Genomic DNA, 21,516 nt, shown 5'->3' with positions numbered 1-21,516 from the left:
CTTTGCATGTATGCACCCCTATCATAACACTTTATGACAGCGCTTTCAATATATAAGAAGGTTTTTCTGATTAAAATTCTTTTCAGATTAATAGCAAAGAAAAAAACTGGGAAAAATTTCCCAGTCTCTTATTTGATGTATCTGAAGAAGACCTTATGCTTGCAGTTCCTCCTGGTAATTTTGATAGAATTCCACCTTGATGGAGATGAAGGTTTCAAGGTCTCGGAGGAGTTGCAAAAGAGTCGCTCGGGTTTCAAATTCTTGACGAGATCGAGGGAGAGGCCGTTCACGAAAGACTGCTAGATAGCGATTGATTTCATCAAGAAGGAACTGCGCTGGATTTTCCTGACTGAGCTGGCTGGCTGTTTTAGCAAAAAGTTGAGCTAAAATGAGGCTCTCACTTGCTGCTAACTGGCAGTTGTTTACGTTGTTAGCCATGTCTCGCAGGATATTATTTTGACGCTTTCTCATCTCAAAATAATGAACATGGTAGTTAGTCTGGTGGAAGAGATGGTTGGAGTGGTCTAGATACACCAAATCGAGAGCTTCTTTTAAAATGGTATCTAGCTCACGAATCAAGCTGGCATCGTTGCTCCCGTCTCCTTTTCCTAGAATCTCTGCAAAGCGAAAGAGAATCTTCTTGAGTTGCTCCTCGACAATTTCATGATAGCGATCAATTTCTGCTTGTCGAGAAGGCATATAGAGATTGGCTAGGAGAGCAAAGCTGGTTCCAATCAGGAAAATGGTAACCTCATTTCCCAATAAATCTATAGAAGTGGATTTTTCTAGCAGGAGATGGGTAACCAGGACAGAGCTTGGTGTGATGCCGATTTCCCAGCCTTGTAGAAAAGCGAGGGGAACATAAGTGGCTAGATAAAAACCAAGGGCCCAGAGATTGTAGCCGAGAATCTGAAAGGCTAAGCTGCCAAGGAACAGGGCGAGAAGCATGGACATAAAGCGGTTGTAAGCCAATCTAGCTGTGCTTCGACGGGTATCGCTAATGCTGAGGATGGCAATGATCCCCGCAGAGGTGGCGTAGGACAGACCCAAAAATTCTGCAAGTAAGATGGCCAAACAGGTGGCGAGGACCATCTTGATGGTTCGGTGAATAAGTGGCATAATGCGGATTCTTTCCTTTTTCTAAACTAGTTTTATTATACCACAAGCAAAATGGGCTACTCCAAATGTTTCACCAGATATGGCAATTGTGTTATACTAGTTTCATGGAAAAAAACGATATAGTTTACGGTGTTCATGCCGTCACAGAAGCACTGATTGCAAATACAGGAAATAAATTGTATATCCAGGACGATTTGCGTGGAAAAAATGTAGAAAAAATCAAGGATCTGGCAGCAGATAAAAAGGTGTCCATTTCTTGGACTCCTAAGAAGACCTTGCAAGAGATGACAGAAGGGGCTGTCCACCAAGGTTTTGTCTTGCGGGTTTCGGAATTTGCCTATACGGACTTGAATGAGATCTTGACCCAGGTTGCAAATCAAGACAATCCCCTGCTCTTGATTTTGGATGGCTTGACTGATCCGCATAACTTGGGATCCATCCTGCGAACAGCCGATGCTACTCAGGTAGCGGGAGTCATCATTCCCAAGCACCGTGCTGTTGGGGTGACCCCAGTTGTCGCCAAGACCTCAACTGGAGCAGTGGAGCATGTTCCCATTGCTCGGGTGACCAACCTTAGCCAAACCTTGGATAAGCTCAAAGAAGCAGGTTTTTGGATCTTTGGAACCGATATGAACGGGACGCCTTCTCACAAATGGAATACCAGTGGGAAGCTAGCCCTCATCATTGGAAACGAAGGCAAGGGCATTTCGACCAATATTAAAAAGCAAGTGGATGAAATGATTACGATTCCGATGCAGGGGCATGTCCAAAGTCTGAATGCCAGTGTCGCCGCAGCGATCCTTATGTATGAGGTCTTTCGCAACAAACTATAATAGAGGGAAATCGTAGGAAGGAGGCAGTCGATGAAAGAAAAGATTTTGTTAGTGGACGGCTACAACATGATTGCCTTCTGGCAGGAGACCCGCCAACTTTTTAAGAAGAGTGAGCTGGATGCTGCACGAACGATCCTCCTAGAGAAGCTGAGCCACTATGCCAGCTTTGAAGGCATTCGCGTGATTTGTGTCTTTGATGCCCAATACATGCCAGGGATTCGCCAGACCTATGAAGAATTTCAGGTCCAAGTGGTCTTCACAGCGGAGGAGGAGACCGCCGATGACTACATTGAACGTTTGGCAGCAGAGCTCAATACACCCCTTCACCAAGTATCAGTCGCGACGAGTGACTTGAATGAGCAATGGACGGTCTTTGCTCAAGGAGCACTTCGTGTTTCGGCGCGGGAGCTGGAGAAGAGAGTTGCCGTTGTCAAGGCCGATTTGAACCAGGCGCGAGGAGCCGTCAACGATCAAAAACCACCGATACGGCCTTTTGACCAAGAGGGCCTACGTCAACTACAAAAAGAGATGGGAGCAAGTAAATGACCTTTAAAATTTTAACAGATTCAACTGCAGATTTAGATGAAAGATGGGCACAGGAGCATGATGTAGAGATCGTCGGTTTGTCAATCCAAATCGATGGTACCCATTATGAGACGGTGGGGCCAGACAAACTTACCAGCCCCCAATTATTAGCAGAGATGCAAAAGGGTGCCAAACCAACGACCAGCCAGGTCAATGTTGGGCAATTCCAAGAAATTTTCAAAAGTTATGCTCAACGCAAGGAAGATCTCCTTTATATCGCCTTTTCTTCAGTCTTATCAGGGACTTACCAGAGTGCGGTCATGGCGAGAGACTTGGTCCTTGAAGACTACCCAGAAGCTGTGATCGAAATCATCGATCCAAAAGCGGCAGGGATTGGAGAAGGCTACTTGTCTATGCTGGCAGTTGAGGCGCGTGATGCCGGTAAGAGTTTGGATCAAGTTAAGGAAGAACTAATGGAAGTGGCTCCTAAGTTGCGGACCTATTTCTTGGTGGATGATCTCTACCATCTGATGCGCGGGGGACGACTTTCTAAGAGTTCAGCCATCGTCGGGAGTTTGGTTAACATTAAGCCCCTTCTTTGGATTGATGAAGAAGGCAAGTTGGCTCCTATAGCCAAAGTTCGTGGACGTAAAAAAGCCATGCGGGAAATGCTCTCACTCATCCAGGAGGATATTGGCCACAGCACAGCCTTGGTTTCTTATACAGATGATCTAGCTGGAGCAGAAGAACTCAGGGCTCAATTGTTGGAGAATCCAGCTATCTCTCAAGTCTTGATTATGCCACTAGGTCCAGTCATTGCAGCCCACGTTGGTCCTAATTCTCTCATCGGCTTTGTCATAGGAAAAGAAAATCGCAAATAATTTTTCAAATCGGTTGACTTTTATTTGAAAAATTTGATACAATAGTAGGCGGTATTGTTTACCCCATTTGTAAGGCCCCGGAACCTTTCAAATAACTTGCGGACCGGAACATCCGCCCTGTAAACAAAAACGATATTCATAATAGGAGAAATCATGAACAAAACTACATTCATGGCTAAACCAGGCCAAGTAGAACGCAAATGGTACGTTGTTGACGCAACTGATGTACCTCTTGGACGCCTTTCAGCAGTTGTTGCAAGCGTGCTTCGCGGAAAAAACAAACCAACATTCACACCACACACTGATACAGGTGACTTCGTAATCGTTATCAATGCTGAAAAAGTTAAATTGACTGGTAAAAAAGCAACTGATAAGATCTACTACACTCACTCAAACCACCCAGGTGGATTGAAATCAATCTCTGCTGGTGAACTTCGTTCTAAAAATGCAGTTCGTTTGATCGAGAAATCAGTTAAAGGTATGCTTCCACACAATACTCTTGGCCGCGCTCAAGGTATGAAATTGAAAGTATTTGTTGGAGCTGAGCACACTCACGCTGCACAACAACCAGAAGTTCTTGATATTTCAGGACTTATCTAAGGAAAGGAACAATAAAGTATGTCACAAGCACAATATGCAGGTACTGGACGTCGTAAAAACGCTGTTGCACGCGTTCGCCTTGTTCCAGGAACTGGTAAAATCACTGTTAACAAAAAAGATGTTGAAGAGTACATCCCACACGCTGACCTTCGTTTGGTCATCAACCAACCATTCGCAGTTACTTCAACTGTAGGTTCATACGACGTTTTCGTTAACGTTGTAGGTGGTGGATACGCTGGTCAATCAGGAGCTATCCGACACGGTATCGCTCGTGCCCTTCTTCAAGTAGACCCAGACTTCCGCGATTCATTGAAACGCGCAGGACTTCTTACACGTGACTCACGTAAAGTTGAGCGTAAGAAACCAGGTCTTAAGAAAGCTCGTAAAGCATCACAATTCTCAAAACGTTAATCAAAACCTTATTATACCAACGATTATGGCACCTTTTTGGTGTCAGTTGGTGTTAATTATAGTGATAAGTCGTTTAAGAGACTTAAAGCATCGGCATCTTGCTGGTGCTTTTTTTCTGGCATCAATTCAAGGTAATACTGCTGAGTTGTCAAAATTGAATTGTGTCCCAACCGTCTTGAAATATAATCCAGACTAATATCTTTTGAAAATAGAAAAGAAGCGTGGGTATCGCGTAAACCGTGAAAAGTTGTTTTGGTTAGGTCAAGTTGCTTTAGTAAGCGTTGGAGCTGTCCAGCTTGCCTAAATCCATTCCAGTCGAAGATATAATCTTCTTTTGTGTTTGCAAGTTTGGTTATGGCTTCATGTATGTCTTTATTGATTGAAATCTCACGTTTGGAGTGTTTAGTTTTGAGTTGAGTGTCATCATTCGTAGGACTAATAGAACGTTTTATTTTAACACCATACTCAAAAATATCCTCTTTCCTGATTCCTAAGAGTTCACCACGTCTGGCACCTGTTTCAAGAGCAAGTGCGACAAGAACATTAAACTCATCTTCCGTATGGTTCAGGCAATATTGCCTGAGTTTTTTGAACTCTGTAATAGAAAGTGGAATATTTCGTTTAGGTTGTTCCTGCCCCTTTGCTTTTAGAAGATGACCGAAGTCATTACTAATTAAACCACGAGCATAAGCATATTTCAGTGAGCCACGAATTTTTAGGACAAGTTCTTTTACCGTCTTTTTAGAATGGTTTTCAGCGTATTTATCAAGCTTTTTCTGCATGATAAGGTCATCAAGATGTTTAAGCTTAATACCATCAAAAAGATTATCTACAACTACGAGCGTTCGCTTGTAGTTGATAAAGGTAGCTTCACGTACATCATTTTTCTTAACCGTATGAACCCAATTTCGATAAAAATCGGTAAATAAGGTAGAGCGTTCAGCGATATTTTTTCCACGTCCTTTTTCAAGCTCCATTTCTAATGTCCATAGTTCAGCATCTTTTTTGTTGTTGAATGTCTTAGTTTCTCGTTTGTATTGTCCTTTCTTATAGAGCGATACTGTTGCTCGAAACGAATTTCCACGTTTTGTTATTGTTGCCATTTTATCAGCCTTTCTATAAAAAATGATTGATAAAATAGACTAGTCATATATAGGATATATGAAAAGTCTCTTTTTATCAATCATTGGTGACTATACACAGTGACTTTCAATAAAATTCAACAGTTTAGAACGGAGATAGCGTTCTTGTTTCCCAACCATGAAACATTGAAAATCTGGATGACTGCGAATGTATTTATCGAAAGATTTTGGGTCAATCCCCAATAATTCGGATGCTTGTTGCCGTGTTAGTAGTAGAGGAGTGTCATTCATTATCTTCAAACTCCGAATAAGGTATTTCTTTTTGTTGTTGGTAACGATTTTGATTGTACCGCCGTGAATCTAGGTACTTGGCGAAGAAATACGTACGTTCAATGATTAGAGATAGTAAATTGGTATTGTTTGCTCGGGCATACCAGACCAATTCTTCAAATTCGCTAAAGTCGTTCTCTTCGATAATATCGACTACTTCATGGATAAAATCCGAGGAGTTCATCTCCATCAAGAATTTTTCCAAATTAAAGCCACAACCGACTTCAATATCCTCAATGTTATAGGGGGTCTTATCTGGATTCTCCGCATGAGTAAAGTAGTCAAATAAACCAGTGGGAGACATAACTACCTCCACATGTGCTGGACCGTTCAGTTTGTCACTGATGATATTTGATACTTGAGAATAGCTTTTCAGTGAATCAAAGAAGAAAGCACCGTGTTTGTGCGACTTTTTGAACTCTCCTGTTTGTTTATTAACATCTTTATCATGCCAAGGACTAAGAATAAAGGGGATATGAAGTTCCTCTAAGATAGTCAAGTAGTTCTCTGGTGCGCTTTCCTCGTAGAAGAGAAACGTCCATTTGGTTGAGCGCTGTTCTTTTGCCATAGGCAGTTACCTCATTTCTTTTGGTCTCTATTACTAAGGAGAAATGGCAGGTCAGATGCAAAGTTTTTTGAAAAAAATTGAATTTTTTGTGATTATTGATTATTGACCTATTGGGGGTCGTAGTAACCCCAATAGGTCATGATAGATTAGAATATAAAAAGGGGCTGTCTGGCTTTTGCTTAACGCAAGCCACAGCCCCAAGGGATTAACGTTTTTGTCCAGTGAACCACAATTGGTTACGAACTCGAATAGGAGAGGAGAAATAATAGTCTGCGTGTTGGCTGACGATTTCTTCTTTTAATTGTGCTTCCATCTCTTTTAGGATTTTTTGCCCTTGTTGGTCTCTAGGGACTTTTAGAAAAATAGTGATGGTATCTTTTCGTATATCTACGATACACTTACGAACAGCTCGGTTAAATCCGTTATGGATTGGGTTGATAGTAGTAACCGTCTGATGTTCAAGATTGCTTATCTTCTGTACTCGTTCACGCTGAAACAGGAAGTGTCGCAATAGAAAAGTGTGATAGACAGATTGGATATAGTTCCAAAGACTATCTGTTTTCAACCGTTGTATTATTTCTAATCCTACCAAAAATAAGGCAAGTAGAAGAGAAATAAGTGCAAATCCATGACAAACGGAACTAATGATATACGTAATGCTTTTGACCGTATCTAAATTGACAAACGTGATATTTGTTAATTGAACGGAAAGATAATTGAATAACCAGCCAAATGCAGAACAGATAGGTGCAAATAGAAATAAATATAGTATGAGATTAAAACTTCTCATAAAGTAGGTTTTATTGGTCATAGAATACCTCGTTTAGTGTAGTAGGTTGGACAGAGTAAGGGCAGAACTTGGTAGGGATGTTCATTATCAATAACTTGAATGATACCTGTTCCGTGTCCTATTGGAATAACAATACCCTCTGGGTCTAGGTCTGGAAATAAAAATTGAGTAGTTTTCTGATTGATATTTCCAATTTGCAACACTACGTTTAGCTGTTCCCTAACGGAAATTGGAATAGTATTGTGGTCAAAACGCTGGCTTACCAAAAACAGATGGATTTTGGTAGCACGTCCTAGTAAGGCAATCTGAGAGAGTAGGGAGAAAAAGGCTTCTTTGATATTCTTATTGACTCCCTCGGATAAAGCTAGGACTTCATCAATAACAATGGTTAGATGAGTAAATTGATGATTGGGGTTATCATACAAAATAGCTTGTCGTTTCTGAATGAGGTTTGTGCACTGACTTAATTGTTCATTGACCTGTGAAACAAAATCAGATTTTGAACGGTTTTCGACAGGGTGGATAACTGCAATTTGATTTTCCCTTGCCCATCGGCTTGGTGTATCGAATTTAGGGTCAATGATAATTAAGTCAGACATATGCTTCAGTACACTCAAAAAGTAAGTGAGAGCGTACGATTTCCCAGAACCCGACGAACCTGCTATAGCCCAATGGTTTATCCTTTCCAGGTTGAGTTCAAAGTGCTTCATGATAGGGATTTTCCCATGTGGTAATCTGGCTGAAAACTTATCCAAATCAGGAATCGCTAAACGTTCTGAAATTCCTCTTTGCCAAGGGAAGAATAAACCACGTTGAATGTGTAAGTCATCCGTTTCTAGAGGGACAAAATAGGTAGCGTTTTGTTTTAGGAGTGTGTATTGTGGATAAAGTGAAGCATTGGCAATCAGATAGATTTTTTTGTACAAGTCATCATCAAGGATATAGGCACATGGCAGACGAGGGACAAAGATAAACCCGTCTTCTTGAATAACAATATTAAAAGAATTGGTGTAGCTGGTTTCTCCCTGCATTAAAGCCCCCAGAGCCATGTTTAGGCTCTGGAGCAGGTAAGATTGCAGGTAAGATTGGTTCAGCACATCACGAGATTGTGAACTCATTACCGAACCTCCTTGATACCATTTGCTCGGAAGTAAATGTTATATTTTACTTCGCAGGCTTGTAGAGTGTCAAATTGAATCATGGATTGAAAAGCTGGAAGCTCAATCGTATCTTCAAATTTTACTTGGAAAGGGTCTTGCCCTTCCTGTACAAACCATGCTTTATAGGCTACGATTTCTCCGGTTGGTTTTCCTTCTTCAAACCGTTGTTGTGGTTCAAGTTCGGTACTAAGTGAGTAAATCGGTTGTTTTTGACTGATAATTTTATCAGCCAACGTAGTTGTATAACCACCTTTTGTGGTTTTCATTTTAAACGCCATAGGGCAAATCCTCCTTATGAATAAGAGATAGTGTGAATGCGACAGGCTCGGTTTGGGTCATGAGCTGGACTTTGTTTTTTAGGTTATCTGACCACCTCCTCATTACTAAGGAGAATGAGACAGCTAAACGCAAAGTTATTTATTGAATTTTTAATTTTATTACAAAAAATCCAGTGACAGAGACACTGGATTTGAGGGATTAGCGGTAAGCTTTTAATAAAGGAGCTAATTTTTTTAGCGCTTTACAATAATGGGATTTAACAGTTACATCACTCATTTTCTTATAATGTTCAGTGATATAGCGAGCCGTTTCTTTATAGCTTGAACCTTGTTCCGCTATCATTTCAACAATTTTACTGTCAATTGCTGATAAGGATGCTTTAGCTTTATGAATAGCCTGTTTTAACTCCTCTCGGATTAAAGTTTCTTCGGGATTCAAATCAGAGCTTGCAACTACTTCATAGCGTTCACGCCGTTTTCCGTCATTACGAGATATGTATTCTTCCATGCTTCGTTTATGGTGGTAACGATCACGGCGTTCTGCGTTACTTTGTTCTTGTTGAAGCAAACGGATTACTTCGTCCCAATTTTTAGCTTTAATAGCTTCTTCGATTTTACGCTCACGGCGTTCTTTGACTTTATTGCTCATAATGATGAGCTCCTTTCCGTCCTTGGACAGAAGGAAACAAAATGAGCAAATATTGAACGCTGAGTATGTTAAAAGGCACAACAAAGAAACAGCGAAACAATTCTATGCAAGACATGACCTTTATCGTCATATCATCATATTTGTTTCAATCTGTCCTTTGATGGCCATCAATTTGGACTATTAAAATTTTTATCAAGAGTTTTTCTTGATAAGTCTATTAAACCAATTTTTTTGCTTGTTGTAGTTAGTAAAAAATGGTAGAATTTATCTAAATAATCTACCAACTTTAGAGGATGCTTATGAATTTTGAAAAAATGAATGATTTAATTATTTCTGAAAGAATTCTAAATGCTAGAAAATCACGAAAACTAACACAAGAAAGTTTTTGTGATGAATTTTCGGGAAAGGTAAGTTTAGATAAATTTCGATTATCAAATTTGGAAAATGGGAAACGGAATAAAAAGAAAAACCCCCATTTTTTAACGGAGGCTTACATAGAATTTTATTCCGAGCTGTTAGGTGTTTCAAATGAGGAATTTCTTTTTGGAAATTTAGAAGATAAGAAAAGTTTGATCAAATTAATTTTGTTGAATATTTTTATGAACGCCGATTCACAGGCGTATAGAACAGATGTACCTCAAGTTGAACAGACACCTATATTTGATGTTGAAATAGCTTCTGATGAAGAATTTTTTAGATTAGCGTTTTTGAACCTACCAGAAGAAAAATACGGTGACTATCACAACCAATCGCAAAAGTATTTTACAGATTTAGCAAATGGCATAGACACGAATCTTTCAGATTTGAAAACGTACCGTGAAAAGGTGGCTGGTGTTTTAAAAGAAATAGATTCATTTTTTTACAGTGAAAGATTTGCTTCCTTCTATATTTCTTTGATGGACGGCAGGAGTATCTTTTCAGAGCAATCCTCTATTTTATTAAGAATACTATTAGGAAATTTTGATTTTGCTTGCGATTTTCTCAAGAGAAAAAGCAATTCTGAAAATATTAGGTGTAACGGAGTAGACTTAAGAAATCCTAAAGTAGAATATTTTTATATTGACAACTATCTGAATTCTTTAGGTAATTTTTCTGCTAGTGTTACTGACTGGAAAGAGATGTCATTTGATCTATTTATAAATGCATTTAATGAATTTTTAGAATTGCATTTAGAATTATTTATGGATTTTTTCTCAAAAAATGTTTTTAATAAGAGCTTGAAACAGCTCTCAAATGATTATATCAATACCTTATTTTCTGGGAATGAATTTACGGAGTTACTAAATAATATTTATCTAAAAGACCAATTCTTAATGGAGCGTATGATTGGTCATAATTTCTCTAGAGCGATGATTCAAAAATTTTCATTAGTAAAAGAAAATTCAATCAAATTTAAAAAAATAGGTAGAACTTATCCAACAACTGTAAAGAGGTTAGAAGATTTCTATGAGTTAGACCATTTAAAAAATCAACGAGATATATATGATTTAGATAAATATCTATATGACTTCGAAAATATGACAGTATTGTTTGCGAATAGCGGACAAAAACATGATAGTGGAGGACTATTTCTGCCCTCATATTTTGATATTGTTTCGCTTAAATAATGGTATAATGAGAAGGAAAGAGGATTAGCTCAAATAAAAGAAGTAAATTCTCTACCAGAGCAGGGAGAATCTCAGAACGAGAATGGTATGTACAGTTTTTAACTTCTCATCCATTTGATGATTCTCTCTTTAGGAGGTTCTATATTATGGTGAAAGAGAATTTTACGGAAATTGAAATTAGTGAAGAAGGTATACTTGACATTGGTTATTTTTGATTTATGAAAGAATGGAGCTAGTAAAATTTGATTTCTGTAAATGATAATGCAAAACTATTAAATAGTATTGTGGGGATTGAAAGGGATTATCTGAATTACTTTGGTAAAGAGTTTGCTATTGATTATGAACATCTTTACAAAGATGTTTTTGATGATAGGCTGAGTCGGTTATGTTCTAGTATACACTATCAGTTGGTGAAGGGATTAAGAATATTAAATGATAGTATAAATGGTGGGAGACATTTCTGGGCTGAACCAAGTAGAGATTTGATAAAATCAATTTCACTATCAAACAGATTTGTCAACAACCTTAAGAATTCTGGTGAGAGTGTTAGTATTGATGAATACTATGATGAAGTATTAAAAAATTGTAATGGTTTTCTATCGTCATCTGGTGGAAGCTCAGTACCAGATGATATGTCAGAAGTTGAAATATACTATGAGTTACCAATTTTTAAAGTATCGGATATTGTCGAAATCCCGAATAACACTATACAACGGTTCCAATTGAAAACGATTGGTGATGGTTCTTACGCTACTGTCTTTAGTTTTTATGATGAGAACTACAACAAAACTTTTGCATTAAAACGTGCTAAAAAAACTATTCTACCCAAGGATTTAGAGAGATTCTATTTAGAATTTGATATAATGAAGCAGTTACAATCTCCGTATGTACTCGAAGTTTACTCTATTGATAAAATGAAAAATGAGTATGTCATGGAGTATGCTGACACTTCACTTTTTGAATATATAAAGAACCATAATCAAAAATTGACGTTTGCCGAGAGAATGAACCTAGGCAATCAAATAATAAAAGGATTTGAGTATCTAGCTAAAAAAAATATACTTCATAGAGATATATCACCCAAAAATATTTTGATTAAAGAGTATGAGGATTTAAAAATTATTAAAATAGCTGATTTGGGGAATGTAAAGTTAAGCGATAGCCTGTTAACATCTCTGGATACAGAAATAAGAGGTGCGTTTAATGACTATTCAGGACTCCAACGAGTTGGATTTAGTAATTATAATTTTCATTTTGAAGGGTTTGCTTTGTCTAAATTATTGTACTTCGTTTTAACTGGAAGATATAAAGATTTTACAAAATTTGAATATAGTAATTTGGAGGAATTTATTAATAAAGGAACAAATCCAAATTTGAATCAAAGATTTAGCGATATAAATGAATTAAAGAGGGCGTTTTTAAAAATTAGACCACCTTATTAAATAAGATGGCTGACTAGTCTATTTTATGGTGTTAATTGGTGTCAATTTTATCCAAATCAATGGATTTCGTTCCATTTTTATGGAATTTTCAAAGAAAAAATTGTTGATATAAAGGGATTTGTGAGGATTGATTTACCTTGGTATCCAATGGAGAAATTCTCTAAACGTTAATTCGTTGCTGGACAGCAGAATACAAACGAAAACACTTTGCATATTGCAAGGTGTTTTTTTCTATGAGAACTGGCGGTGCGCAATTAGGATAGCTCTAGCGACTTTAGTCGCATAGAGATATGCTATGCACAGTTGCCCCAAGAAAACAAGCGAAGTGATGTTTGATTGGATGGCAACCACTGCACTCAAAACGTTCTTCGAAAGAATGACTATACTTACAAAAAGCACCTTTCGGGGTGTTCTTTTTTATTGATATCTTGTAGATTTATAATTAGAAATCTCCTTGAAGGGTATCAGGTAAATGAAAAATGCGGCGATCATATCCTATTTCTTCGTACTTTAGTCTAATACCTATAATGTAAAAAACTCTAGCTATCAGGTAGTTGATAGCTAGAGTTTTTTTCTATTCATATGATTTAATGAGATTAAATAAGGCTTCTATTTCTGATGACAGTGTAGCCGATTTGAGATAAGCGTAATAAACTGTAAATGTTATCTGGTCCTCCGGTATTAGAGGGATTTTTATTAAATCATCATCTTCATCAGAAAGTGCGATATCAGCCAGTAAACTAACGCCAATCCCTTTCTTTAAAAGTTCTTTAATGATGACAATGTCGTCACTCTTAAAGAATATTTCTGCCTTGTTTTGATACTTTTGATTAAGTAGTTCAAAAGCTTTCAGGTGAACAAAGTGTTCGTCTAAAAGTATAAAGGATTGATTTACTAAATCTTCAAAAGTGAGGGAAGGAGCAGTAGCAAGAGGATGGTTCTTAGATAAAACGACATACAGTTCTTTATGAAAGAGTTCATGTGTCTCTATTGAAGGATGATTGAGTGGTTCAATCAAGCCGAGTAGGCTTGCATCAAGGTCTCCCTTGAGGAGAAGATTTAATAACTCTACGGAGCCACCGCGGATAGGGCGTACCTTTTTTAAAAAATCGAATTTATCATTTTCGTTTAAGACAGCAAAGAGATACTGAATGATAATAGGAGGGAATCCTACAGTAGAGTATTGTGCCAAGGAGCGATTAATTTCTTTGCGAGTAGAAATAACCTCAGATAAGATCTTTTCTGTATGCTTTAGAAGGATTTGCCCTTGAGGAGTTAATTTAAAGGAACGATGTGAAGGATCATGGTGAATCAATTTGCAATTAAAAGATTCCTCTAAGCGCTTGATGGCATAAGAAATAGATGGTTGGCTGACTTTATGTAGTTTTGCTACTTCCGTATAGGATTGAAGCTGGCAGAGGTCATAAAAATATTGTAGATCTTTTAAATTCATATGGGCTCACTTTCATTAAATGGAGAAAAAATTGGAAATCACCAGATAAATAAATTTTATCCGTATCCTACAATTTGACTATACGAGTATTCGCTGGTTAAAATGTAAGTGAGTCAGGAATCTCAAAGATTATCTAAGATACTTTCAAAAATGACCAACATCTTTTCTCGTTTATCAATAGGGAGCTGTTTAATCTTCATGTTGATTCTTTTGAGTGAAAGATTGTCAGTCTTATCAGAGGTTGATTCAAGGCTATCAAAATTGAAAAATTCCTCTGGGGTCATCTCTAGGGCGTCAATCACTTTTTCAAGACTGTGAATGGTCAGATTCACATTTTGGTTTTCGAGTTGGTTGATATACTTAAGCCCAAGTCCCGCTTGTTCCGAAAGTTCTTCCTGGCTCATTTTGTTTTGTGTTCGAAAATATTTCACTTTTTGGGAAATATAGTGTTGTAAATAGTTTTTAGTTGTCATATAAATAGAATACAAGTTTTGCATGACAAAAAAACACATTAAAAAGCACAAAGTATTGTTTAAGGAACTTATGTGATATTAATTTTAATCAGGGTTGCCAATTTGTATGATTATTTTGCTATACTTGAAACTTTTAGGAAAGAGTGATCATCGAGAGTTTCATGAGTTCAGGACTTTATAAAATTTAACAACTTGAAGTATCATCAATAATAGTGTTTTAAGTAAAAAAGAGCTTATTAGAAAATTGTTCTCGTAGACTCATTATAACATATACGTACATAATCGTATTTTTTAAACGACAAAGTTTTCCAAACAATTCATTTAAGTAGTATAATAGAAGTAAAAAGGAGGTTGCACTATGACTGCACATGATATTTTAAACAATCCTTTCCTTAATAAGGGAACTGCCTTTACCTTAGAGGAGCGAAAGGAACTAGGCCTTATTGGTTTACTGCCACCGTATGTTCAAACGATTGAAGAACAAGCGGCGCAAACTTATGCACAAATGCAAACAAAAGCCAATGATTTGGAAAAGCGTCTTTTCCTAATGGAAATTTTTAATACCAACCGGACTCTTTTCTATTACCTCTTTTCTCAACATTTGGAGGAATTCAATCCAATTGTATACGATCCAACCATTGCAGATACCATTGAAGGCTATAGTGACCTCTTTGTAGATCCCCAATATGCGGGATATCTTGATATCAATCATCCTGAAAATATTGAAGCCACTTTGAAAAATGCTGCTGGGGATCGCGAGATTCGTCTCATTGTTGTAACAGATGCAGAAGGAATCCTTGGAATCGGTGACTGGGGAACAAATGGTGTCGATATTTCTGTCGGGAAATTGATGGTCTACACAGGTGCTGCTGGAATCGATCCTTCTATGGTTCTTCCTTTAGTCATTGATGCAGGGACTAACCGTGAAGAACTTCGTAACAACCCTAATTACTTAGGAAATCGTCACGAACGGGTTCGCGGTGATCGTTACTACGACTTCATTGACCAATTTGTTCAAACAGCAGAACGTCTCTTTCCTAAACTCTACCTTCACTGGGAAGACTTCGGCCGCTCGAATGCTGCCAATATTCTTGAAAAATACCGGAAACAAATTCCAACTTTTAATGATGATATTCAAGGTACAGGAATCGTTACCCTAGGTGGTATCTTTGGTTCACTGGATATTAGTGGTGAAAAATTAACAGATCAAGTTTATCTCTGCTATGGTGGTGGTACTGCTGGTGCAGGAATTGCTGCTCGTGTTCTTCGTGAAATGGTAAGTGAAGGTCTTTCTGAAGAAGAAGCCTATAGACGTTTCTTTATGGTTGATAAACAAGGTCTTCTCTTTGATGACATGGATGACCTAACCCCTGAACAAAAACCGTTTGCTAAGAAACGTGCTGACTTTAGTAACGCAGACAAGTTGACTGACCTGCTTGAAGTAGTGAAGACTGTGAAGCCAACCATTCTTGTAGGAACTTCAACTCAACCTAATACCTTCACTAAAGAAATAGTAGAAGCAATGTGTGAAAATACAGAACGTCCGATGATCTTCCCTTTGTCAAATCCAACCAAACTAGCAGAAGCGAGTGCCAAAGATTTGATTGAATGGTCAGATGGCAAAGCTTTTGTCGCAACAGGAATTCCTGCTGATACAGTTTCTTATAAAGGTGTCGACTATGTGATTGGTCAAGCCAATAATGCCTTGATTTACCCAGGTCTTGGTCTAGGTATGCTGGCTTCTGAAGCAAGTCTTTTGACTGATGAAATGATTGGAGCAGCGGCTCATTCATTGAGTGGTATTGTCAATCCAGGCCAACCAGGAGCTCCTGTTTTGCCACCATTCAAGTATGTAGCAGATGTTTCTATTAAAGTAGCAGAAGCAGTCGCTAAAAAAGCACAAGAGCAAGGTCTTGCGCATGCTAAGGAAACAGATATGGCCAAAGCAGTTCGTGATTTGAAGTGGTACCCAGAATATAAATAAGTAAATTTAATTGGGGTGTACGAGTGCGACTGGATGCCTCGTACGCCTTTTGCTATATGTCCTATTATATAGAAAGGGAGACTATGGAAATCTTTATAACGTCAATTCAGAGTATTGTACCCATTATCGTCATCATCATTCTTGGTTATTTCTTGCAAGTCCGCGGTTGGTTCCAAGAGAGTTTCGGAAATGACTTGTCTAAACTTATTATGAATGTGGCCATGCCCGTTGCAATTTTCACCTCTGTTCTTAAATATTTAACTTTAGATAAGCTGATTAGCTTGTCTGGCGGTTTGCTCTATACGTTTATCGCCTTCATTCTTGGTTACCTAGCGGCCTTTATCGCGGTGAAAGTTTTTAGAGTGCGCCCAGGACGCCGAGGAACCATGATTAATACCTTTGTCAATGCCAATACCATATTTATTGGTTTGCCTTTAAATATCGCTCTGTTTGGAAATCAAGCCCTTCCTTATTTCTTAGTGTATTATATTACAAATACAGTATCTACTTGGACATTAGGTGTCTATCTGATGACGTCTGATAGCAAAGAAGGGGCTTCAAAACAGGCTCAAAAATTTAATTGGAAGAAGCTCTTCCCTGCTCCTTTATTAGGATTTCTCGTAGCCCTCGCCTTTTTAGTGCTCCGTCTTCCTGTTCCAAGTTTTGCGGAAAGTACCTTGACCTATATTGGTAGTTTAACAACGCCATTATCACTTGTCTATATTGGTATCGTTCTAGCGAAGGCAGGACTTAAGACGATTCGTTTTGATAAGGATACCATTATCACACTGGTTGGTCGTTTTATCCTTGCACCGGTCATCATGCTCCTAGTTTTGAAATTCTTCTCTCCAAATATGGTAGCACCAGAATTTAGGACCTTTATGATCCAATCAGCAACACCTGCTCTAGCGGTTCTTCCTATTCTTGCCAATCAAGGAAAAGGTGATGTTGAGTTTTCAACGAATGTAGTGACTCTAAGTACGGTTCTATTTATCGTTGTTATTCCAATATTACAAACTTTATTAGGATAAGAAGGAAGAGGATAGGATTAAAGTTTTGCGTTAAGAAATTTCACTATTTTAAATACATCTATTCCTATTTCTTGAAATCAAAATCGGCAGAAACTCTTCGGATGTTTCCTATCAAGCGCTTTTGGAAAGTCCTAAAAGCCAGACTTTTCAAACTAGGATTGAAAAAAGCTCGTAAAGTATCACAATTTAGTAAACGTTATTCGAAAGAGTTACTATACTTACAAAGAGCACCTTTTTGGGTGTTCTTTTTGTATACCGGAACTGAATTAGAAATAAACAAAAAACCACCCTATCTTCCACAGTCAAACGTGACGGTAGAAAATAGGGTAGTTTTAGAACGTTAAGGATTATTTATCGTCTTTGTGAAGGATGTTTTTCACACCGTTGATAGCTCCTTCAACAGCTTCTTTTGCATCTTCAGCAACTTCTTTAGCTTTTGATGCAACTTTTTCAGCAACGCCTTCAGCTTCTGTTTTTGTGTCGCCGGTTACTTTACCGAGACCTTCCTTAACAGAACCTTTAACTTGGTTTAATTTATCTTCTAATGACATAGCGCCACCTCCGTTAAGTAAATAGTTTTTTAATCTGAATTCAAGACAGTTCATTTAAAAAATTAAAACTATTTAGTTCAGATTAATATAAGTATATACCCTCTGAAATGGAAAGTCAAATATTCGCTACGGTATTCTGAAAGTTGGAGTGAGTCCTTACGATATCGTGAAAAAGAGGGATGAATAGGTCCTTGCCTTGTTCTTTAATTGAATAAACAAAGGTTTTCAGCTATTTCATAACAAAATCGTCCAGATGATTAAAGAATAATATATTTTAGAATCGTCAGGGTAGAAAACCTAAACGGCTGTTTTCTACTATCAAAGTGGAGTAAAAAACAAAAGAAGATGCCACTTTCTGTTCAAAAAGGGACAATTGAGGCCTTCCTTGCTTACAAGTTTTTCCATGTGCTATACTTGTACATAATTGAATGGAAGAATGGTATCGGAGAAAAGATGATATGAAATATGCCAAACATGGAGTCGCTATCCTATTCCTGTTAGTTCTATTTGTTTTTGGGATCGAAGGTCTTGGTATCTGCCTAACTGGGCTTTTCAATGGTGATGTAAGTTTTCTTTATTTCATCTATTTGATTCTCTACTCTTTGCTTCTCATCGGCATTCTATTTTGGTTTAAAAGTCAGAAGATAGTCATCCGTTCCAATATACAGAAATGGAAGTGGTCCTATCTGGGGTATTTTGCTCTGGTGCTCTTGTGGTTCTTTTTTGAAAGATGGGTGCTGCAAACGTTTCAGGATTTGCTGGTTCCTGTCGTTCATCAAACCAAATTGCCATCCTCCATTTATCTAAATGGCCCTGGTATTTCGGGTACTTTGTTTTTTGTCCTGGCAACCATTATATCTCCTATGATAGAAGAATTCATTTTTAGAGGCTATCTGATGAATATCTTGTTTAAAGAGAGTAAGTTTCATTTAGATGTTTTGCTTTCGGGCTTACTCTTTGCGGCCTTTCATCTGATCCATCAATATCGGGATCCTGTAACCTTTGTTCTTTATTTCTGTTCAGGGCTCTTCTTGGCAGCTGTCTACAAGAAGCATAAAGATATCCGTTTACCGATTTTCTTGCATGCTTTTAGCAATTTTCTGACTTTTTGGAAACCAATCTGGATTTTCATCTACAACTATATCTACTGGCATTTTCTTGTTTAATATCTATTGTCTTTGAAGTGGGCATAAAATGGGAAATTAGAAATCGGAGTGTAGTATAATAGACATAGATGGTGAACTGCAAAAATTAGAAGTATAATAGAAGAGAATTAGCAACATGAAAAACATCCTCAAAACCTACCCAGTTGTCAGTACTTTAACTTTCATTTGTTTATTGTTAGGAATTCTCACTTCTATTTATGGGAATGCTATGTACGACCTATTGGCCTTTCATTCAAAACCGGTTTATTATTGGCAGTATATGAGTGGAACCTTGATGCATGGAAGTAAAGGAGCCCCCCTCTGGTTTTTATGGGTCCATCTATTTTTAAATGGGCTCATGATTCTACCTTTTGGCGGACTACTGGAAAGGAAAAGAGGCTCCAAACATGTCTTGCTTGTTTTTGTTACCGCGACAGTCATCTCTTCCATCGCCTTTCACTTCTTAACACAGGGGCAAACAATTCAGGCGACGGGGATTTCTGCGGTTGGCTATGCTTTTATAACTGGAGGAGTCATACTTTTACCGAATATTTGGAAAGAATTTTCATGCACCGTAAAACTGTATTATCTTTTCTTAATCCTTCTAGCTAGCCTGATGCTTTTACCAATGATCACCGGATGGATCTCGACTTGCTTGCATCTGTCGGGGATTGCTAGTTACCTTTTGGTTTTATCTTCAGCCACTATCTTAAGAAAAAATGGTTTAGTGATCCGTTGATTGATCATGATATTGAGATTTACAGGCATTCAATAGATTCTCTTGGATGTCTTCTTTTTGTTTGTAAAACCGAACCTTTTCTAAAACATTTAAGTGATTTTAAGGGGAATGTGCTACAATGGAAGCAAATAAATAGAATGGAGCAGTGAAATGAAAGCAATTATTACAGTCGTCGGAAAAGACCAAAAAGGAATCGTAGCGGGTGTTGCGACTAAGGTGGCAGAGTTGGGACTCAATATCGATGATATCTCTCAAACGGTATTGGATGAGTACTTCACCATGATGGCGGTCGTGACATCGGATGAGAAAAAAGATTTCACCCAGCTTCGTTCAGAATTAGAAGAATTCGGTCAGTCTCTTCATGTAAAAATCAATATCCAGAGCGCAGCGATTTTTGACGCCATGCACAATTTGTAAGATAGGGGTTGAGAATTTATGGACATTAGACAGGTAACAGAAACCATTGCCATGATTGAGGAGCAGAACTTTGATGTTCGGACCATCACCATGGGCATCTCTCTTCTAGATTGTATTGATCCAGATATTGATAAGGCGGCAGAAAAGGTCTACCAGAAGATTGTGACAAAGGCCAAGGACTTAGTAGCTGTTGGGGATGAGATTGCGGCAGAACTCGGCATCCCGATTGTGAACAAGCGGGTTTCGGTCACTCCGATTTCCATTATCGGAGCGGCAACCAATGCGACAGACTATGTGCCCTTTGCTAAGGCGTTGGATCGTGCGGCTAAAGAGATCGGAATTAACTTTATCGGTGGCTTCTCAGCCCTGGTTCAAAAAGGCTACCAAAAGGGGGATGAAATCCTCATCAATTCCATTCCTCGTGCCCTAGCAGAGACGGACTTTGTCTGCTCTTCAGTCAATATCGGATCGACCAAGACGGGGATCAATATGACCGCTGTCCGAGACATGGGCCGTATCATTAAAGAAGCTTCCCAAGCAGATCCAATGGGGCCAGGGAAACTCGTTGTCTTTGCCAATGCAGTAGAGGACAATCCTTTTATGGCGGGTGCCTTCCACGGTGTTGGTGAAGCGGATGTTGTCATCAACGTTGGGGTTTCCGGACCTGGTGTCGTTCAACGGGCGATTGAAAAAGTTCCTGGTGCAAGCTTTGATGTCTTGGCTGAAACCATCAAGAAGACAGCCTTCAAGATTACTCGTGTCGGGCAACTGGTTGGTCAAATGGCTAGTGAACGTCTCGGTGTTGAGTTTGGTATTGTCGACTTGTCTCTCGCGCCAACACCGGCTGTTGGGGATTCGGTTGCCCGTGTTCTTGAGGCTATGGGGCTTGAAGTAGTAGGAACCCATGGAACTACTGCAGCGCTCGCTCTGCTCAATGACCAAGTGAAAAAAGGCGGAATCATGGCTTGTAACCAAGTCGGTGGTTTGTCAGGTGCCTTCATTCCGGTCTCAGAAGATGAGGGGATGATTGCGGCAGTCCAGTCAGGCCATATCAACCTGGAAAAATTGGAAGCCATGACAGCCATTTGTTCCGTCGGTCTGGACATGATTGCCATTCCAGCTGATACTCCAGCTACGACGATTGCGGCTATGATTGCCGATGAAGCAGCTATCGGAGTGATCAACCAAAAGACAACAGCGGTTCGGATTATCCCTTATGGAGAAGAGGGGGATATGTTAGAGCTTGGAGGACTTCTTGGGTATGCTCCAGTGATGAAGGTCAACAAGGCTTCGTCAGCTGATTTTATTGCCCGTGGGGGTCAAATTCCGGCCCCAGTTCATAGTTTTAAAAACTAAAAAATGGCCCTGGAGCATGATGTTTGCTCAGGGCTTTTAATGTTGACCAAAGTAGTGAAAGTGAATCTAGTGGTCATCGCTGACAGTTTCCT

The 21,516-nt window shown here is 38.6% G+C and carries 25 protein-coding genes; 14 read left to right on the top strand and 11 right to left on the bottom strand.

The genetic code is table 11. The features are described 5' to 3' along the window. Window positions 1-153 precede the first annotated feature (153 nt). Window positions 154-1,119 carry an aromatic acid exporter family protein gene (locus tag EL081_RS08615; RefSeq protein ID WP_126404829.1) on the bottom strand — a complete coding sequence of 322 codons (966 nt, stop codon included), beginning with the start codon at window positions 1,117-1,119 and terminating at the stop codon, window positions 154-156. 104 nt (window positions 1,120-1,223) lie between these two features. On the opposite strand from EL081_RS08615, the gene rlmB reads away from it, so the two are divergent. From rlmB to rpsI, 5 genes are all read left to right on the top strand, one after another. Continuing rightward, window positions 1,224-1,952, top strand: coding sequence for a 23S rRNA (guanosine(2251)-2'-O)-methyltransferase RlmB (gene rlmB / locus EL081_RS08610; protein WP_006595601.1), 729 nt, complete (start codon window positions 1,224-1,226; stop codon window positions 1,950-1,952). A 30-nt stretch (window positions 1,953-1,982) separates the two neighbouring features. Beyond that, window positions 1,983-2,498, top strand: coding sequence for an NYN domain-containing protein (locus EL081_RS08605; RefSeq protein ID WP_006595602.1), 516 nt, complete (start codon window positions 1,983-1,985; stop codon window positions 2,496-2,498). Then, on the top strand, window positions 2,495-3,358 hold the full coding sequence (locus EL081_RS08600; RefSeq protein ID WP_126404828.1) for a DegV family protein: 864 nt from the start codon (window positions 2,495-2,497) through the stop codon (window positions 3,356-3,358). Before EL081_RS08605 ends, EL081_RS08600 begins: the two co-directional genes overlap by 4 nt. Before the next feature lie 153 nt (window positions 3,359-3,511). Continuing rightward, window positions 3,512-3,958 (top strand): 50S ribosomal protein L13, encoded by a 447-nt coding sequence (rplM, locus tag EL081_RS08595; protein WP_002876943.1) that lies wholly within the window; start codon window positions 3,512-3,514, stop codon window positions 3,956-3,958. An 18-nt stretch (window positions 3,959-3,976) separates the two neighbouring features. Continuing rightward, entirely contained in the window at window positions 3,977-4,369 is a 393-nt protein-coding gene (gene rpsI, locus EL081_RS08590; protein WP_000075973.1) for a 30S ribosomal protein S9, read from the top strand. Window positions 4,370-4,425: 56 nt separating this feature from the next. Here rpsI and EL081_RS08585 read toward each other — a convergent pair whose 3' ends face one another. The 7 genes from EL081_RS08585 to EL081_RS08555 all read right to left on the bottom strand — a co-directional run bounded on the left by EL081_RS08585 (window position 4,426) and on the right by EL081_RS08555 (window position 9,226). After that, window positions 4,426-5,472 (bottom strand): tyrosine-type recombinase/integrase, encoded by a 1,047-nt coding sequence (locus tag EL081_RS08585; RefSeq protein WP_126404827.1) that lies wholly within the window; start codon window positions 5,470-5,472, stop codon window positions 4,426-4,428. 90 nt (window positions 5,473-5,562) lie between these two features. Beyond that, on the bottom strand, window positions 5,563-5,742 hold the full coding sequence (locus EL081_RS10160; protein WP_164555444.1) for a helix-turn-helix domain-containing protein: 180 nt from the start codon (window positions 5,740-5,742) through the stop codon (window positions 5,563-5,565). Then, on the bottom strand, window positions 5,735-6,349 hold the full coding sequence (locus EL081_RS08575; RefSeq protein ID WP_126404825.1) for a replication protein: 615 nt from the start codon (window positions 6,347-6,349) through the stop codon (window positions 5,735-5,737). Before EL081_RS08575 ends, EL081_RS10160 begins: the two co-directional genes overlap by 8 nt. Window positions 6,350-6,554: 205 nt before the next feature. Continuing rightward, window positions 6,555-7,160, bottom strand: a complete 606-nt coding sequence (locus EL081_RS08570; protein ID WP_126404824.1) for a hypothetical protein — start codon at window positions 7,158-7,160, stop codon at window positions 6,555-6,557. Continuing rightward, entirely contained in the window at window positions 7,157-8,257 is a 1,101-nt protein-coding gene (locus tag EL081_RS08565; RefSeq protein ID WP_126404823.1) for a type IV secretion system DNA-binding domain-containing protein, read from the bottom strand. The genes EL081_RS08570 and EL081_RS08565 overlap by 4 nt, the downstream gene beginning before the upstream one ends. Then, window positions 8,257-8,577 carry a hypothetical protein gene (locus EL081_RS08560; protein ID WP_037608226.1) on the bottom strand — a complete coding sequence of 107 codons (321 nt, stop codon included), beginning with the start codon at window positions 8,575-8,577 and terminating at the stop codon, window positions 8,257-8,259. The genes EL081_RS08565 and EL081_RS08560 overlap by 1 nt, the downstream gene beginning before the upstream one ends. A gap of 199 nt (window positions 8,578-8,776) precedes the next feature. Continuing rightward, window positions 8,777-9,226, bottom strand: a complete 450-nt coding sequence (locus EL081_RS08555; protein ID WP_126404822.1) for an RNA polymerase sigma factor — start codon at window positions 9,224-9,226, stop codon at window positions 8,777-8,779. A 299-nt stretch (window positions 9,227-9,525) separates the two neighbouring features. On the opposite strand from EL081_RS08555, the gene EL081_RS10155 reads away from it, so the two are divergent. Genes EL081_RS10155 through EL081_RS08540 form a run of 3 tightly spaced genes read left to right on the top strand, consistent with a single transcriptional unit; the run spans window position 9,526 to window position 12,275 of the window. Then, a complete protein-coding gene (locus EL081_RS10155) occupies window positions 9,526-10,833 on the top strand; it encodes a helix-turn-helix domain-containing protein (RefSeq protein WP_232011385.1) in 1,308 nt (435 codons plus the stop codon). Between the two features lie 23 nt (window positions 10,834-10,856). Beyond that, complete coding sequence (locus EL081_RS10275; RefSeq protein ID WP_126405072.1) at window positions 10,857-11,048, top strand: Bpu10I family restriction endonuclease; 192 nt, start codon at window positions 10,857-10,859, stop codon at window positions 11,046-11,048. A 27-nt stretch (window positions 11,049-11,075) separates the two neighbouring features. Beyond that, on the top strand, window positions 11,076-12,275 hold the full coding sequence (locus tag EL081_RS08540; protein WP_126404821.1) for a protein kinase family protein: 1,200 nt from the start codon (window positions 11,076-11,078) through the stop codon (window positions 12,273-12,275). Window positions 12,276-12,849: 574 nt separating this feature from the next. On the opposite strand, the gene EL081_RS08535 is transcribed toward EL081_RS08540, so the two are convergent. Together EL081_RS08535 and EL081_RS08530 are read right to left on the bottom strand one after the other, a co-directional pair. Continuing rightward, on the bottom strand, window positions 12,850-13,728 hold the full coding sequence (locus tag EL081_RS08535; RefSeq protein WP_126404820.1) for a LysR family transcriptional regulator: 879 nt from the start codon (window positions 13,726-13,728) through the stop codon (window positions 12,850-12,852). Window positions 13,729-13,850: 122 nt separating this feature from the next. Further along, entirely contained in the window at window positions 13,851-14,201 is a 351-nt protein-coding gene (locus EL081_RS08530) for a helix-turn-helix domain-containing protein (protein WP_040803216.1), read from the bottom strand. 358 nt (window positions 14,202-14,559) lie between these two features. On the opposite strand from EL081_RS08530, the gene EL081_RS08525 reads away from it, so the two are divergent. Both EL081_RS08525 and EL081_RS08520 read left to right on the top strand, forming a co-directional pair. Beyond that, on the top strand, window positions 14,560-16,185 hold the full coding sequence (locus tag EL081_RS08525; protein WP_126404819.1) for a malolactic enzyme: 1,626 nt from the start codon (window positions 14,560-14,562) through the stop codon (window positions 16,183-16,185). 83 nt (window positions 16,186-16,268) lie between these two features. Further along, entirely contained in the window at window positions 16,269-17,216 is a 948-nt protein-coding gene (locus EL081_RS08520) for an AEC family transporter (RefSeq protein WP_049518049.1), read from the top strand. A 347-nt stretch (window positions 17,217-17,563) separates the two neighbouring features. On the opposite strand, the gene EL081_RS08515 is transcribed toward EL081_RS08520, so the two are convergent. Further along, window positions 17,564-17,767 (bottom strand): CsbD family protein, encoded by a 204-nt coding sequence (locus tag EL081_RS08515; RefSeq protein WP_126404817.1) that lies wholly within the window; start codon window positions 17,765-17,767, stop codon window positions 17,564-17,566. 458 nt (window positions 17,768-18,225) lie between these two features. On the opposite strand from EL081_RS08515, the gene EL081_RS08510 reads away from it, so the two are divergent. The 4 genes from EL081_RS08510 (at window position 18,226) to EL081_RS08495 (ending at window position 21,424) form a co-directional block, all read left to right on the top strand. Then, entirely contained in the window at window positions 18,226-18,933 is a 708-nt protein-coding gene (locus EL081_RS08510; RefSeq protein ID WP_126404816.1) for a CPBP family intramembrane glutamic endopeptidase, read from the top strand. A gap of 115 nt (window positions 18,934-19,048) precedes the next feature. Continuing rightward, window positions 19,049-19,651 (top strand): rhomboid family intramembrane serine protease, encoded by a 603-nt coding sequence (locus tag EL081_RS08505; protein ID WP_126404815.1) that lies wholly within the window; start codon window positions 19,049-19,051, stop codon window positions 19,649-19,651. A 150-nt stretch (window positions 19,652-19,801) separates the two neighbouring features. Beyond that, a complete protein-coding gene (locus EL081_RS08500) occupies window positions 19,802-20,068 on the top strand; it encodes an ACT domain-containing protein (RefSeq protein ID WP_006595627.1) in 267 nt (88 codons plus the stop codon). A gap of 18 nt (window positions 20,069-20,086) precedes the next feature. Beyond that, entirely contained in the window at window positions 20,087-21,424 is a 1,338-nt protein-coding gene (locus EL081_RS08495) for a PFL family protein (protein WP_126404814.1), read from the top strand. Window positions 21,425-21,516: the final 92 nt, after the last annotated feature.

This window comes from Streptococcus viridans (assembly GCF_900636365.1).
Lineage (GTDB): Bacteria > Bacillota > Bacilli > Lactobacillales > Streptococcaceae > Streptococcus > Streptococcus viridans_A.
This window is presented reverse-complemented; position numbering and strand designations above follow the sequence as displayed.